The 13,568-nt window shown below is 65.6% G+C and carries 11 protein-coding genes; 4 read left to right on the forward strand and 7 right to left on the reverse strand.

Annotated features, from left to right (window positions below):
- Nucleotides 1-138 precede the first annotated feature (138 nt).
- Both ACN8ZM_RS20115 and ACN8ZM_RS20120 read right to left on the reverse strand, forming a co-directional pair.
- Entirely contained in the window at nucleotides 139-2,349 is a 2,211-nt protein-coding gene (locus ACN8ZM_RS20115) for a molybdopterin cofactor-binding domain-containing protein (protein ID WP_420212171.1), read from the reverse strand.
- A gap of 2 nt (nucleotides 2,350-2,351) precedes the next feature.
- Nucleotides 2,352-2,813: a (2Fe-2S)-binding protein gene (locus ACN8ZM_RS20120; RefSeq protein WP_043179951.1), complete on the reverse strand. Its 462-nt coding sequence runs from the start codon at nucleotides 2,811-2,813 to the stop codon at nucleotides 2,352-2,354.
- A gap of 181 nt (nucleotides 2,814-2,994) precedes the next feature.
- On the opposite strand from ACN8ZM_RS20120, the gene ACN8ZM_RS20125 reads away from it, so the two are divergent.
- Entirely contained in the window at nucleotides 2,995-3,918 is a 924-nt protein-coding gene (locus tag ACN8ZM_RS20125; protein WP_043179948.1) for an AraC family transcriptional regulator, read from the forward strand.
- A 38-nt stretch (nucleotides 3,919-3,956) separates the two neighbouring features.
- Here the strand turns inward: ACN8ZM_RS20125 and ACN8ZM_RS20130 are convergent, their stop codons facing one another.
- The 5 genes from ACN8ZM_RS20130 to ACN8ZM_RS20150 are packed head-to-tail and all read right to left on the reverse strand — an operon-like array spanning nucleotide 3,957 to nucleotide 10,461.
- Complete coding sequence (locus ACN8ZM_RS20130) at nucleotides 3,957-6,608, reverse strand: glycosyltransferase family 2 protein (protein ID WP_420212172.1); 2,652 nt, start codon at nucleotides 6,606-6,608, stop codon at nucleotides 3,957-3,959.
- Between the two features lie 26 nt (nucleotides 6,609-6,634).
- Nucleotides 6,635-8,038 carry a UDP-glucose dehydrogenase family protein gene (locus tag ACN8ZM_RS20135; RefSeq protein WP_420212173.1) on the reverse strand — a complete coding sequence of 468 codons (1,404 nt, stop codon included), beginning with the start codon at nucleotides 8,036-8,038 and terminating at the stop codon, nucleotides 6,635-6,637.
- A gap of 35 nt (nucleotides 8,039-8,073) precedes the next feature.
- On the reverse strand, nucleotides 8,074-9,063 hold the full coding sequence (gene galE / locus ACN8ZM_RS20140; protein ID WP_420212174.1) for a UDP-glucose 4-epimerase GalE: 990 nt from the start codon (nucleotides 9,061-9,063) through the stop codon (nucleotides 8,074-8,076).
- Nucleotides 9,060-10,067: a UDP-glucuronic acid decarboxylase family protein gene (locus ACN8ZM_RS20145; protein ID WP_420212175.1), complete on the reverse strand. Its 1,008-nt coding sequence runs from the start codon at nucleotides 10,065-10,067 to the stop codon at nucleotides 9,060-9,062. The genes galE and ACN8ZM_RS20145 overlap by 4 nt, the downstream gene beginning before the upstream one ends.
- Nucleotides 10,060-10,461 carry a hypothetical protein gene (locus ACN8ZM_RS20150; protein ID WP_080741471.1) on the reverse strand — a complete coding sequence of 134 codons (402 nt, stop codon included), beginning with the start codon at nucleotides 10,459-10,461 and terminating at the stop codon, nucleotides 10,060-10,062. The genes ACN8ZM_RS20145 and ACN8ZM_RS20150 overlap by 8 nt, the downstream gene beginning before the upstream one ends.
- Nucleotides 10,462-12,159: 1,698 nt before the next feature.
- On the opposite strand from ACN8ZM_RS20150, the gene ACN8ZM_RS20155 reads away from it, so the two are divergent.
- The 3 genes from ACN8ZM_RS20155 (at nucleotide 12,160) to ACN8ZM_RS20165 (ending at nucleotide 13,542) form a co-directional block, all read left to right on the forward strand.
- The gene (locus tag ACN8ZM_RS20155; protein WP_043179937.1) at nucleotides 12,160-12,483 is read left to right on the forward strand and encodes a hypothetical protein; all 324 of its coding nucleotides are present in this window, start codon (nucleotides 12,160-12,162) and stop codon (nucleotides 12,481-12,483) included.
- 112 nt (nucleotides 12,484-12,595) lie between these two features.
- Nucleotides 12,596-13,186 (forward strand): hypothetical protein, encoded by a 591-nt coding sequence (locus ACN8ZM_RS20160; RefSeq protein ID WP_043179934.1) that lies wholly within the window; start codon nucleotides 12,596-12,598, stop codon nucleotides 13,184-13,186.
- A 74-nt stretch (nucleotides 13,187-13,260) separates the two neighbouring features.
- Nucleotides 13,261-13,542: a hypothetical protein gene (locus ACN8ZM_RS20165; protein WP_011354481.1), complete on the forward strand. Its 282-nt coding sequence runs from the start codon at nucleotides 13,261-13,263 to the stop codon at nucleotides 13,540-13,542.
- Nucleotides 13,543-13,568 lie beyond the last annotated feature (26 nt).

The following is a 13,568-nucleotide window of genomic DNA, read 5'->3' on the forward strand; positions in this document are numbered from 1 at the left end:
GGATCAAAGGATTTTTCATACGGATCAAGGCGTTACGAGCGATTTTTGCCGACATCGAACCCTGCATCGGCCGTGTCCAGCAAAAGAACGCCGGCCGCAAGACGTCTTCCGTCCCGCAGCCGGTGTTCCGATCCGTCGTCACGCCTTCGCGCTATCCGCCGAATCGAACGGCAGCACGTAATGCCGCTTGCCCGTCGCCGCGAAGATCGCGTTCGCGACAGCCGGCCCGACCGGTGCGACGCCCGGCTCGCCGACCCCGGTCGGCGCTTCGGCCGACGGCACGATATGCACTTCGACCTTCGGCATCTCGGCCATCCTCAGCACGTGGTAGCCGTCGAAGTTGCGCTGCTCGACCTGGCCGTCCTTCAGCGTGATCGCGCTGTGCATCACCGCGCCGAGCCCGAAGCCGATGCCGCCTTCCATCTGCGCGGCGACGATGTCCGGATTGATCGCGATCCCGCAATCGACCGCGCACACCACGCGCTCGACCTTCACCTTGCCGTCTGCATCGACCGACACCTCGGCCACCTGCGCGACATAGCTCTTGAACGCCTCGGCGACCGCGATCCCGCGCCCGCGGCCCTTCGGCAGCGGCTTGGCCGGATCCCAGCCGGCCTTCTGCGCGGCCAGGTCCAGCACCGCGCGCATGCGCGGCTCCTTCGCGAGCAGGTCGCGGCGGAACGCGTACGGATCCTTGCCGGCCGTGTGCGCGGCTTCGTCGATGAACGCCTCGACCGCGTACGCCGTGTGCGAGCTGCCGACCACGCGCCACCACAGCACGGGCAGGCCGACCTTGGTGGTGGTGAGCTCGACCGACACGTTCGGCACGGCGTATGGCAGGTTCGCCGCGCCCTCGACCGACGTCGCATCGACGCCGTTCTTCACCATGAACGCCTCGAACGGCGTGCCGGCGAGGATCGACTGCCCGACGATGCGGTGGCGCCAGCCGACCAGCTTGCCGTCGGCGGTCAGCCCCGCATCGAGCTTGTGGAAGTACATCGGCCGGTAGAAGCCGCCCTGAATGTCGTCCTCGCGCGTCCACTGCAGTTTGACGGGCTTGCCGTCCGCGCCGAGCGCTTTCGCGATCGACACGGCCTCGACCACGTAGTCCGACCACGCGTTCGCGCGCCGGCCGAAGCTGCCGCCCGCGTACAGCGTGTGGATCTGCACCTGCTCGGGCGTCAGGCCCGCCGTCCTGGCCGCGTTGGCCTGGTCGACGGTCTGGAACTGGTCGCCGGCCCAGATCTCGCAGCTGTTCGCCGTCAGCTTGACGACCGCGTCGAGCGGCTCCATCGGCGCGTGCGCGAGATACGGGAATTCGTAGGTCGCGCCGATCTTGCGTACCGCGCCGGCGATCGCCGCGTCGGCATCGCCGTCCTTGCGTGCCGATGTGCCCGGCTTGTCGGCGAGCTGCCGGTATTCGCGCATGATCTCGTCCGAGCTGCGCTTTTCGGCGTTCGTTTCGTCCCATTCGACTTTCAGCGCGTCGCGGCCCTGTTTCGCGGCCCAGAAGCCGGTTCCGACGACCGCGACGCCGCCCGGCACCTGCACGACCGACACGACGCCCGGCACGGCCTTGGCCGCCGTCGCGTCGAACGATTTCACCTTCGCGCCGAAGCGCGGCGGGCGCTGCAGCAGCGCGACGCGCATGCCGGGGAAGGTCGTGTCGAGCGTGAAATGCGCGGTGCCGTTCGATTTCGCCGACGCGTCGACGCGCGGAATCCGGTGACCGATCAGCTTGAATTCGGCCGGCTGCTTCAGCGTGACCTTGTCGGGCACGGGCAGCTTCGACGCATCGGCGACGAGCGTGCCGTACGCGGCCGTCTTGCCGCTCTTCGCATGCGTGACGACGCCATTGGCCGTCGTCAGCTCGCTGGCCGGTACCTTCCAGCGGGCTGCCGCGGCCGATACCAGCATCGCGCGGGCCTTGCTGCCCGCTTCGCGCAGTTGCTGCCACGAGTTCGACATGGCCGAGCTGCCGCCCGTCCCCTGCATCGTGCCGAACGCGAGGTTCGCGTAGCGTTTCGCGTCGGCGGGCGCGCTTTCGACGCGCACGTGCGACCAGTCGGCGTCGAGCTCCTCGGCGACGATCGTCGCGATGCCCGTATACGCGCCCTGGCCCAGCTCGACGTGCTTCGCGATGACCGTGACGGCGCCGTCGGGCGTGATGCGCAGGAACGCGTTCGGCGCGAAGTCGGCGGCGGGGGCTGTCGCCGCCAGCGCGCGGCGGCCGAGGCCGGCCCATTCGAAGCCGATGGTCAGGCTGACGGCGGCCGCGGCGCCCGCGGCCTTCAGGAACGTGCGGCGCGACGGACGCACCGAACCGGTGTTGTCGAGTTCGATCGTCATGGTCACGCTCCCAGCGTTGCAGCCGCGTCGTGGATCGCCGCCCGGATGCGGGCGTAGGTCGCACAGCGGCACAGGTTGCCGTTCATCGCGGCGTCGATGTCCGCGTCGGTCGGCTTCGGGTTCTGTTCGAGCAGCGCGGTGGCCGACATGATCTGGCCCGACTGGCAGTAGCCGCATTGCGGCACCTGCAGCTTGACCCAGGCCGTCTGCACGGCCTGCGCGGGCTTGCTCTGCAGGCCTTCGATCGTCGTGATGTGCTTGCCCGCGATGCCGGCGAGCGGCAGCACGCACGAGCGCACGGCCTGGCCTTCGAGATGCACCGTGCACGCGCCGCACTGCGCCATGCCGCAGCCGAACTTCGTGCCGGTCAGTCCCGCGTGTTCGCGAATCGCCCAGAGGACGGGCATCGACGGATCGGCGTCGAGCGTGACGTTCTTGCCGTTCAGGACAAACGAGGTAGGCATTGTGATTGTCTCCGTGGGGAAAACCCGGCATGCGCCCGGTTAGCGGGCAGTGTGCGCGAGCCGCTGGTTTTTTCGTCTACCCAATCCTGCAAATTTATTGAACAATCCTGCAAATCCCCGGCAGGCCGCAGACGGTTTCGCTATGCTCCCGCGACATGAGGAAATTGATCGAGGAAGGGTCATGGACATGACCGATATCGTGGCGTCGCGCGAATCCGGGCGGCGCGAGCTGGCGATGCTGATCGGCCGTTTCGCGCCGGCGGACGGCTCGCATTCAACGGCCGTGCCGGGCCTGATGCTGCACCGGCACACGCGGCCGGTCGATCTCGGCTGCGGCGTGTCGCGGGCCGCGCTCGTGATCGCCGCGCAGGGCGCGAAGCGCGTGATCGTGGCTGGTCACGCGTACGAGTACGACACGCAGAATTGCCTGATTACATCGATCGACTTGCCGATCCTGTCGCGCGTGACGCGCGCGTCGCCGGACGCACCCTATCTGTGCCTGTCGCTGACGCTCGATCCGCAGCGCATCGTCGAGCTCGCGGCCGAGATGCGGCTGCCCGAACCCGACGCGGGCCCCGAAGGCGAGGGGATCGCGCTCGCCGAGCTGACGCCGCCATTGCTCGATGCTGCACTGCGGCTGTTGCGGCTGCTCGATACGCCGGCCGACATTCCGGTCGTCGCGCCGCTGATCGAAAAGGAATTGCTGTACCGGCTGATGACGAGCGGGCAGGGCACGCGGCTGCGGCATATGGCGATCGCGGGCAGCCAGACGCACCGGATCGCGCGCGCGATCGAATGGATCCGCGATCACTTCGCGGAGCCGATGCGCGTCGAGTCGCTCGCGCAGGCGGTCAACATGAGCGTGTCGTCGCTGCACCATCACTTCAAGCACGTGACGACGCTGAGCCCGCTGCAGTACCAGAAGCAGTTGCGGCTGCACGAAGCGCGGCGGCTGTTGCTGCGGCAGGGCGGTGACGTCGGGTCGGTGGCCGCCGTCGTCGGCTACGAAAGCGCGTCGCAGTTCAGCCGCGAATACAGCCGGTTGTTCGGCGCGCCGCCGATGCGCGACGTCGTGCAGTTGCGGAAGAAGGAGTTGCTCGGCTGACGGCAGTACCGCTGACGCGCCACCGGCCACCGGTCATGTCACTTGGCGACCACCGTCGTCTGCAGGAACGTCGGCGCGATCCGCCAGTCCGGCACGTAATGCGCCGGCCACGCGCCGGGCGTATCGACCGCGTTGAAATACACCACGGCCTTCAGTAGCGGATAGCGCCACAGCGACCGCTGGAATTCGTCCAGCTCCTCGCGCTTGCGCGAATTCGACCCGTCGACGCCGAGCTCCGTGACCATCACCGGCAGCCCGTAGTCGGTCACCCGTTCGTACTTGGTCCGCAGGATGCTCGCGGCGGAGGCGTGGCCGCCGGCCGGCCAGATCGCGCAGCGCGGGCAGTCGAACACGGACAGGCCGACGTCGTCCACATAGCCGCGGCCCGGGAAATAGTCGTCGAGGTTCCGGTTGCCGGCCGGCGACCACACGAAGCGGATCTGGTCGGTCATCGTGCGGCAGGCGGTCACGACCCGCCGGTACGCGTCCACGTAGGCCGATGCATCGCCGATGGCCCACGGATAGCGTCCGGTGTCGGCCTCCATCTCATGGCCCCAACGCACGAACACGGGGCCCTTCAACGCGGCGAGCGCCGAGCAGGTGGCCGCGATCCGCGCGTCGTAGCGCCCGTGCGCGATATCGTCGAGCAGCGCGCCTTGCCGCGTATCGCCGGCCGCCCAGGGCTCGATGGTCAGCATCAGCGAGCGGTTGCGCGCCTGCGCGCTCCGGTAGGCATCGTCGATTTCCGCGCGGATGTCGGGCGCGTTCCACGACACGAACACATGATCGAACGCGAGATCGCGATCGGCCGCGAGCGTCTTCCCGGGATCGTATGCGCCGAGCTCGGGTTGCTTCACGGGCTCGCCCGGTACGGGCGCGACCACGGCCGGCAAGCCCGAGCGCCACATCATCGCCTGCCAGCCTTTCGGCGCGCGCAGCCCGATACCCGACAACAGCATCGCGAGCGCGAACACGAACAGCGCGTTGCGTACCGGCAGGCGGCTGAAGAACATCTGCCTGAACGCCGACGCGTCGAGCCCTTGCTCCCGGCCGTGATTCACCGCGATGACGGCCGCGATCGCGAGATACAGGATGCTCGTCAGCGTCGAGAACAGATAGAAGCCGGCGGCGTTGCGCGGATTCTCGACCGTGACGACGGGCAGGCTGCAGAACAGCGAGATCAGCAGATACGGCGCGACCACGCGCAGCGGCGCGTCCTGTTCGATCGTGCCGCCCTTCGGCGTGACCTTGAATGGAAATTCCTTGCCGCGCACGCAGTCGAACACCGCCGACGCGCAGCCGAGCACGACCCACGGCCAGCGCGCGAACACGAACGACAGTCCTTCCCACGACAGCAGCTTCGTATTCAGCGGGCGGCACGACTGGGTCGAATGCGTGGCCCAGGTCACGACGCACAGGATCAGCACGGTCAGCGGCAGCGAGTAGGTGAGGTACGTGAGGTAGTCGACGTGCGCCCATACGCGTCCGGTGAGCAGCGCGACGACCGGAATCACGACGCTGCCGGCCATCGCGAGCGCGCACAGCGGGTACCACAGCTGGCAGAACAGGAACTGCGCCTTCAGCTTCAGCGGCAGCCCCATGAAATAGTGGCGCGTGTAGCGCAGCATGATGATCATCACGCTCTTGGACCACTGGAATTCCTGCGTGGCCAGGTCGCCGAACGTGCGCGGCCCTTCGCCGTTCGCGATCGCGTTCAGCGCATGCATGCCGCGCCAGCCCTTCGAATTGAAGATCATCGTGGTCGAGTGATCCTCGGCGAGTTCGGGCCCGAGCCCGCCGATTTCGCGCAGCGCGCGGCAGCGCACCGCATAGTGCGAGCCGATGCACAGCGGCGCGAGGCCGCCCGCATAGCCGGCCTGCATCGTGCCGTGCAGCGGCCCCTCGACGTTCACGCGTCCGCGTGCGCTCCAGCTCGCGGACGCGTTGCTGTCGCAGATGCTCGGCGCCGACACGTAGCCGACTTCCGGATCGATGAACGGCCGCAGCATCTCCTCGAGATAGGTCCGGGTCGGCACGTGATCGGCATCGAGCTGCGACACGAAATCGTAGTTGTCGTAGCCGACCATGTCGTAGAAGTACGCGAGATTGCCTTCCTTGCACTTGGTGCGGCGCGGCCAGCTTGCGCGGTGGTACGCGGCAATGCCGCGCCGCGTCGACACGAATACGCCGTGCTCGCGGCACCAGTCGAGCGTCTCGGGCGACGGGTCTTCATCGGCGAGCCAGGTATCGTGCGGGTAGGTCTGGTCGAGCATCGCGAGCAGCGTCGTGCGGACGATGTCGAACGGCTCGGACGGCGCCTTGGTGACGACCATCGCGACGCGCCAGTCGCGCGGCACCGGCAGCGCGGGGTTCGGCACGACCGCCGAACGGATGATGAAGATGAAGTAGCCGGGAATGAAGGTGGTCCAGAACAGCACGAAGCAGTTGACGCCGAAGCGGAATGCGTCGACATAGTGCTCGTCGCGCAACCACCAGCGCCAGAAGATGCCCAGCGCGACGAACCAGCACAGCGCGAGGATATGGAAGACGATTTTGGTCCCGCTGTCCATCAACGGGACGAGAAGCGGGACGTCCGCGTGCAGCGATGCGGCGCGATCCACTTCCGGGGCGGTGGTGTCGGCCGTATCCGGCGCAGGGCCGCCGGCAAGCGACGCAACCAGCTTCTTCATGGTGTTCTCCCGTCAAGGTCAGACCATCAGTCTTGAAGCAGGCCGCGCTGCGGCCGGATGTCCCCGCTCAGGTGCTGGTGTTCCGGTGCCGGGTTGGCCGGCGTACGTTCGCCGCACGAGCGGCCCACGCGTTCGTAACGTCGAAAGCCGCTGTCGACGGCCAGCCGTTCGCTGAACAGGTTGCGCATGTCGAGCATCACGGGATCGGCCATGTGATCCGCGAGGTCGGCGAGATCGAGTGCCTCGAACGCTTTCCATTCGGTCATCACGACGACCGCGTCCGCGCTGCGCACCGCGTCGATCGCGGAGCCCTCCATGAACACCTGCGGCAGCAGCCGCGACGCCTCGTGCGGACGCGCCGGGTCGTATGCGCGGATATGCGCGCCCGCGCCGACGAGCAACTGGATCACGTCGATGCTCGGGCTTTCGCGCACGTCGTCGGTCTGGCCTTTGAACGTGAGGCCGAGCACCGCGATGCGCTTGTCCTTGATCGAGCCGCCGCACGCCTTCTCGATCCGGCGCAGGATCTGTTCCTTGCGCAGCGCGTTCGATTCGATCGCCGCGCTGACGATGCGCAGCGGTACCGCATGTTCGGAAGCTGTCGCTTTCAGCGCACGCGTGTCCTTCGGGAAGCACGAGCCGCCCCAGCCGGGGCCGGCCTTCAGGAACGACGCGCCGATGCGGCGGTCGAGGCCCATGCCGTTCGCGACCAGTTCGACATCGGCGCCCACTGCTTCGCACAGGTCCGAGATCTCGTTGATGTAGCTGATCTTCACCGCGAGGAACGCATTCGCCGCGTATTTCACGAGTTCGGCCGTTTCGATCTCGGTCGCGAGCACGAGATGGCCGGTCGCTTCCAGCGGCGCATAGATGGCTTTCATGATCTCGATCGCACGCGGATGCTCGGCGCCGAACACGACGCGATCCGGATGCATGAAATCGTCGATCGCCGAGCCTTCGCGCAGGAACTCCGGATTCGACGCGATCGCCGCGTCGACGCCGTCCGGCGCGCAGCGTTCGACGATCTGCTTGACGATCCGGTTGGTGCCGACCGGCACCGTCGACTTCGTGACGACGACTGCGAAACCGGTCAGGTTCGACGCGATCTCCCGCGCGGCCGCCTCGACGTACTGCAGGTCCGCCTGGTCGGTGCCCGGCAGCGTCGGCGTGCCGACCGCGATGAATACCGCGTCGCGATCGCGCACGCTTGCCGCGAGGTCGCTGCTGAAGCGCAGCGTGCCGCGTTCGACGCTGCGTGCGACGACGGCGTCGAGGCCCGGTTCGTAGATCGGCATGCGGCCTTCGTGCAACGCGTCGATCTTGCCGCGATTGTTGTCGATGCAGACGACGTCATGCCCGAGATCCGCAAAGCACGCGCCGCTGACCAGCCCGACGTAGCCCGTGCCGACGATGGCGATCCGTACCTTCATGGTGATTCCCCTGCGTGGCGTTCAAGGAAACTGGCTCACTTGCCGGATGCGAATTGCAGTTCTTTCTGAAACCATGCCGCGGCGTGTTCGACCATCGGTTCGATCGCGGTGAAACGCGGCCGCCAGCCGAACACGAGTGCGGCTTTCGTGGCATCGGCGTACAACGCGGGCGGGTCGCCCGGGCGGCGCGCGGCCGTCACCGTCGGCACGCGGCGGCCCGTCACGGCTTCGACGGCGCGCAGCGCGTCGAGCACCGACGTTCCTTTGCCGGTACCGAGATTCAGCGCGACGCTGTGGCCGCCGCCGCACAGATAGGCGGTCGCCTTCACGTGCGCATCGGCGAGGTCGCTCACGTGCACGTAGTCGCGAATCGCCGAGCCGTCGGGCGTCGGGTAGTCGGTGCCCATCACCTGGAATGCATTGCCGGTGCCGAGTGCCGCGCGGATCGCGAGCGGCAGCGCGTGCGTTTCCGGTTCGTGGCATTCGCCGATCATGCCGTCCGGGTCCGCGCCCGCCGCGTTGAAGTAGCGCAGCGCGACCCACTTCAATCCGTACGCGCGCTCGAAATCGGCGGCCATCCGTTCCATCGCGTACTTGGAGAAGCCGTACGGATTGATCGGCAGCTGCGGCGTGCGTTCCGAGATCGGCAGCAGGTCCGGAATGCCGTACGTCGCGCACGACGACGACATCACGATCCGGCCGACGCCGGCCGCGCGCATCGCGCTCAGCAGCGTGCAGGTGCCCGTGACGTTGACCGTGTAATAGCGGTCGGGCGCGAGCACCGATTCGCCGACATAGGCGAGCGCGGCGAAATGGATCACGACGTCGGGCCGATGCGTGGCGAACGCGTTCGACAGCGCGTCGCGGTCGAGAATGTCGGCCGCGACGAGCGGCCCCCATCGCACCGCGTCGCGATGGCCAGTCGACAGATTGTCGTAGGCGACCGGCTCATGTCCCGCTGCCGCGAGCGCCTTGCAGGTATGGCTGCCGATATAGCCCGCTCCGCCTGTCACGAGCACTTTCATGCCGTGGCCCCGGTCATGCGCAGCACCGGCTCGAGCCACAGCTCCCGGCTGAAATAGTCGACGGTCCGGCGCAGGCCTTCATCGAGATCGACGGCCGGCCGCCAGCCGAGCTCGGCCGACGCGATCGAGATGTCGGGCCGGCGCTGGTGCGGATCGTCGATCGGTAGCGGCCGGAACACGAGCTCCGACTTCGAGCCCGTCATCGCGAGCACTTTCTCCGCGAGCTCGATCATCGTGAATTCGCCGGGGTTGCCGATGTTGACCGGCGTGCCGACGTTGCGCTCGGCGCGCATCAGGCAGAAGAAGCCGTCGATCAGGTCGCTGGCGAAGCAGAACGAACGCGTCTGCCGGCCGTCGCCGTAGATTTCGAGCGGCGCGCCGTTGAGTGCGCCGACGATGAAGTTCGACACGACGCGGCCGTCGCGCGGCGACATCCGCGGGCCGTAGGTGTTGAAGATGCGCGCGACGCGCACGTCGATGTCGTGCGTGCGGTAGTAGTCGTAACACAGCGCCTCGGCCGCGCGCTTGCCTTCGTCGTAGCACGCACGCGGGCCGATCGTGTTCACGTTGCCGCGATAGGTTTCCGTCTGCGGGTGCACGCCCGGGTCGCCGTAGATCTCGCTGGTCGATGCCTGGAACACGCGCGCGCCGGTCTTGCGCGCAAGCGCGAGGCAGTGGTTCATGCCGAGCACGTTCGTCAACATCGTATGGACGGGATCGATCTGGTAGGTGGGCGGCGATGCCGCGCACGCGAGATTCCAGATTTCGTCCACCTGCAGTTGCGGCAGGCCGAGCGAGACGTCGCCCTTCACGAACTCGAAGCGGCCGGACGCTTTCAGGTCGGCGACGTTGAGCTTGCGTCCCGTCAGCAGGCTGTCGATGCACGTGACGGATGCGCCTTCCATGACCAGGCGCTCGCAGACGTAGCTGCCGAGGAAGCCGGCGCCGCCCGTCACGAGGACGCGCTGACCGGCGCGCGTCTCGAGCGCGACCCTGTCATTCATGGCTTTCTCCTTCGTCGTTCAGCTCCGGGAACCCCACGTCGATCTGCTCGACGGCGGCGCGCGCGCGTTCCATCCCGCTGCACGGGTAGCGTGTCGGCAAGCGCCGGTTCGCATGTGCTGAGGTCGACGAAGCGCCGCGACAGGCGCTTCGATTGCGTTGACTGCCACGTTGATGCTTGAACGACGCAAGCGTCGCTCGATCGGTGGTGATCTTCATCGCCTTTTCCCCGATACGCTGATTGGCGAGCAGACCGCCGCCCGTGATCTTGTGCCCTGGCGTGCTGCTCGGTGAGAGCCGGAGATCAGGCAATCGGCATGCCATGAACGATGCCGTCGCGATGCGCGGGAGGCGTGGCGGCGCGATTGCCGCGCGACAGGCGCGCTTTTGTTTCATGCGTGTATCGTGGGGACAGGAAAGCGGGCCGGCTCATTGCCGGATCGATACGATTCGATACGACGAAACGCACGATAAATCAGGCTTTTGCGGGAATGGCTTCATCAAAAATGTGTTGAATTTGAATGTTTCATCAATGAGAAATGCATCGATAACGGATTTAAGACGTTTCTCGGATGCGCAGCCCATCGGATGATTCGGTGCATGAAAGGCAGGGTGAATGAAAGCGGAAAAGGGTGGGTGGAGTCCGGGTGAGGTCGCACGTTTTCATTTGTTTTAATGATTACGCGAGTACGAAAGTCTTATTTTTTGGTCGATTTCGACGCTCGCTCGGCATGTGATCGCGTCGGTATTTTCACGGATGAATCAAATTCGTTTCGGTCATCAGGGGAAACGCGGGTCGACGACTGGTCGGAGGCTGCTGTGTCGGGCCATCAGCACCCGATATCGGGCGAATCGATTCTCGTTTGTGGTGGGGCGGGAGGGGGGCGCACATGCCGCAATCCACGGTTCGCAAGCGGAAATGGCCGCGCCGCCCGCCCTGTACGGCCGTGCGCTTCTCAAGTTTGAAACACCCGTTCATCTGGCCATCCGGTGCCGGCCTGCGAGCCGGATTCGTCCGTCTAATCCGGCTATTGCTTCGCGGCGCTCAACGATCGCGGAGGGTGCCAAACCGTTGTTGCGATACATTCCTGAAACAAAAAATGTCGATCCCGGCGCTGCGGGCCGCCGTGGCGGCCGTTTGCCGTGCGCAATATGCGGTGGAATATCACGTGGCACGCTGCTTGCGGTATTGGACGCACCGGCGGGCGGCCGACACGAAGTAACGAAGAGGTGGGGCGGCCAACTCGTCAATAAGCAGTCGGGGAAACGGCGATGAAGACCATAAGCAGTAGCTTGATCGGCGCGTACTTTGCGCATCAGTGGGGGAGTCGGAAAGATCGGGGAGTCGCTCGCGACGCTGTGCCAGCTTCGCGGGCTGCTCCGTACCGGTTTCTTGCCCGCCGCGCGCTTCGCGTGCTGGCGCGGTTGTCGCGCCGCACGACAGTCGGGCGACAGCGGGGCTCGCTTTCATGCAGTTCACCCGGATGGATCAGGCTGTTCGTGCCGGACAGCGTGATGCCGATTCGTTCTCGACCGTGCAGGGTTGCTTCGATCGCGCCAGGCCCATGCCGGCGCCGGCCGGATTAGATCGAACGCGCGTCGGCCGGATTATCCGGAAGACCTTTCGTCGACAGTTCAGGGAGAAGCCATGCCACCTGGCTGCAATGCAGGCCCGTTGTCGCCCGGGTAAAGGGTGCATTTTCAACGGCGCTGCATTTTGCGGTGGTTAATGTATTCGCGAAATTTCGATTCCGGAATGGCATGCCGTGTGCCGGCATGCCGTCCGGCGGGGTGTCGAATATCGCGGGCCGGAAAGGTGCGCGCACCGTTCCGGTTTATCAAACAATGGTGTTTTCGCCATAAGGCGAATGTTCACAAAAATAATCGAAAACACCTATCAAAAAAGTTTGGATAACGAAAAATCACGAAGCTAAGCTTCGTCTGGAAAAAATCACAAAGAACCTGAATTGAAAAGGCAACAGGCTTTTCTTAATTGGATAGTGATCCTTATTTTTTGAGGATTGCTCAAGTCAGGAAGGTTGATGGCGTGCGATCTTCCTGACTCACTCCGTTCACGCCGTTTTGGAGTCGACCATGAAGAAGCTTCTGATTGCAGCAGCAGTTCTGGCGGTTTCGGGTGCAGCGTTCGCTGGCAGCGGCACGGTATCGACCAGCAATTCGTCGAGCGGCGGTTCGACGATGGCCGGGGTCGTCGGGTTCGGCGTTTTCGGCGCGACCGATTCCGGTGCAGCGCTCGGTGCAGCTGGCGCAACGGCCGGCCATGGCAGCAGCGGCTCGGTCTCGTACACGAACCACACCAACACCTCGCAAGTGGGCGGCTTCGGCTTCGGCGGCGCACAGGCTGGTGGCAACAGCGGCGCGAATGCCGGCTCGATCGGCTGGACGACGCACTACTAAGCGGCGGAGCGTAGCGTTCGTCAATGGCTGGCGGTACGGACGCCGGGTTTCGCTCGATGGGGGGCAGGCCCGGCTCCGCCACCGCCGAACTTACTCACAGCAAGGAATTGCTATGAAAGCCAACGTCATATTTGCGACAGCGCTCACCGTCTTATCGTCGGCTGCATTGGCAGCGGGTTCGTCCACGACCAACCAGACGCAATCCGTTGCGGCTGGTGTTTCAGGGTCGGTGCTGGTCGGTTCCGGCAGCTATACCAGCAATTCGACTTCGACGGCGGGCGCGAATGCAGGCAGTACCGTGACACCCGCTGGTTCCGCCGGCACGGCATCCGCCTTCCACAACTCGACTTCGACGGCCAGCGGTTCGGGCACGAACGGAGGCGCGTTTGCGGCAGGCGGCGGTATCGGTGCCGCAGGCTCGTACGGTGGAAACAGCAGCACGAACGAGAACGCGAATGCGCTATCGGGAGGGGTAACCGCCACGATCGTACTCGGCGCGAACCACTATACGGCTGCGGGCGGAAACGACCAGGGCATTGCCAACGCGGGTGCCGCTGGCCTGACGGGCAGTGGCGGTTCGGGCGCGATTGCGGGCTCGGATCACTTCAACTCGTCGACCGTGTGGAGTACCGGTCCGGCCGGCTCGCCGTCCGCGGCGGGCGGAAGCCAGGGCAGTTCGAGCGCGACCGGAAGCAGTCATTAGTCAGGTGTGGGGGGACCAGTTTCCCAGCGACGCTGGTCTCTTTTCCCCACATTGTTGTCACGTAAGGAGTTGGCATGAAGCAGAAACTGATTGCCGCCGCTCTGATGCTCGCGTCTCTGACGGCGTATGGCGCTGACCGTATTGCCAACGACGTGCAATCGAATTTGCAGACGTCAAACAACCCTGACCAGACAACCAAACCGTCAGAACAACAAACGCTTTCTTCGGGAAGTGCCATCGGCGGACCTGACGCCCAGCAGTGGCAGGGCATGTCGGCCGGCTCATGGTCCCAGCTGGGCAACGGCTGGAAACAGTTCGGGGAAGCAGGCAAAGCTGAAGGGAATCAGGGGAATTAGTACGGTTGCCTGGGTGGGAGGTCAAA

This window comes from Burkholderia aenigmatica (genome assembly GCF_048627025.1).
Lineage (GTDB): Bacteria > Pseudomonadota > Gammaproteobacteria > Burkholderiales > Burkholderiaceae > Burkholderia > Burkholderia aenigmatica.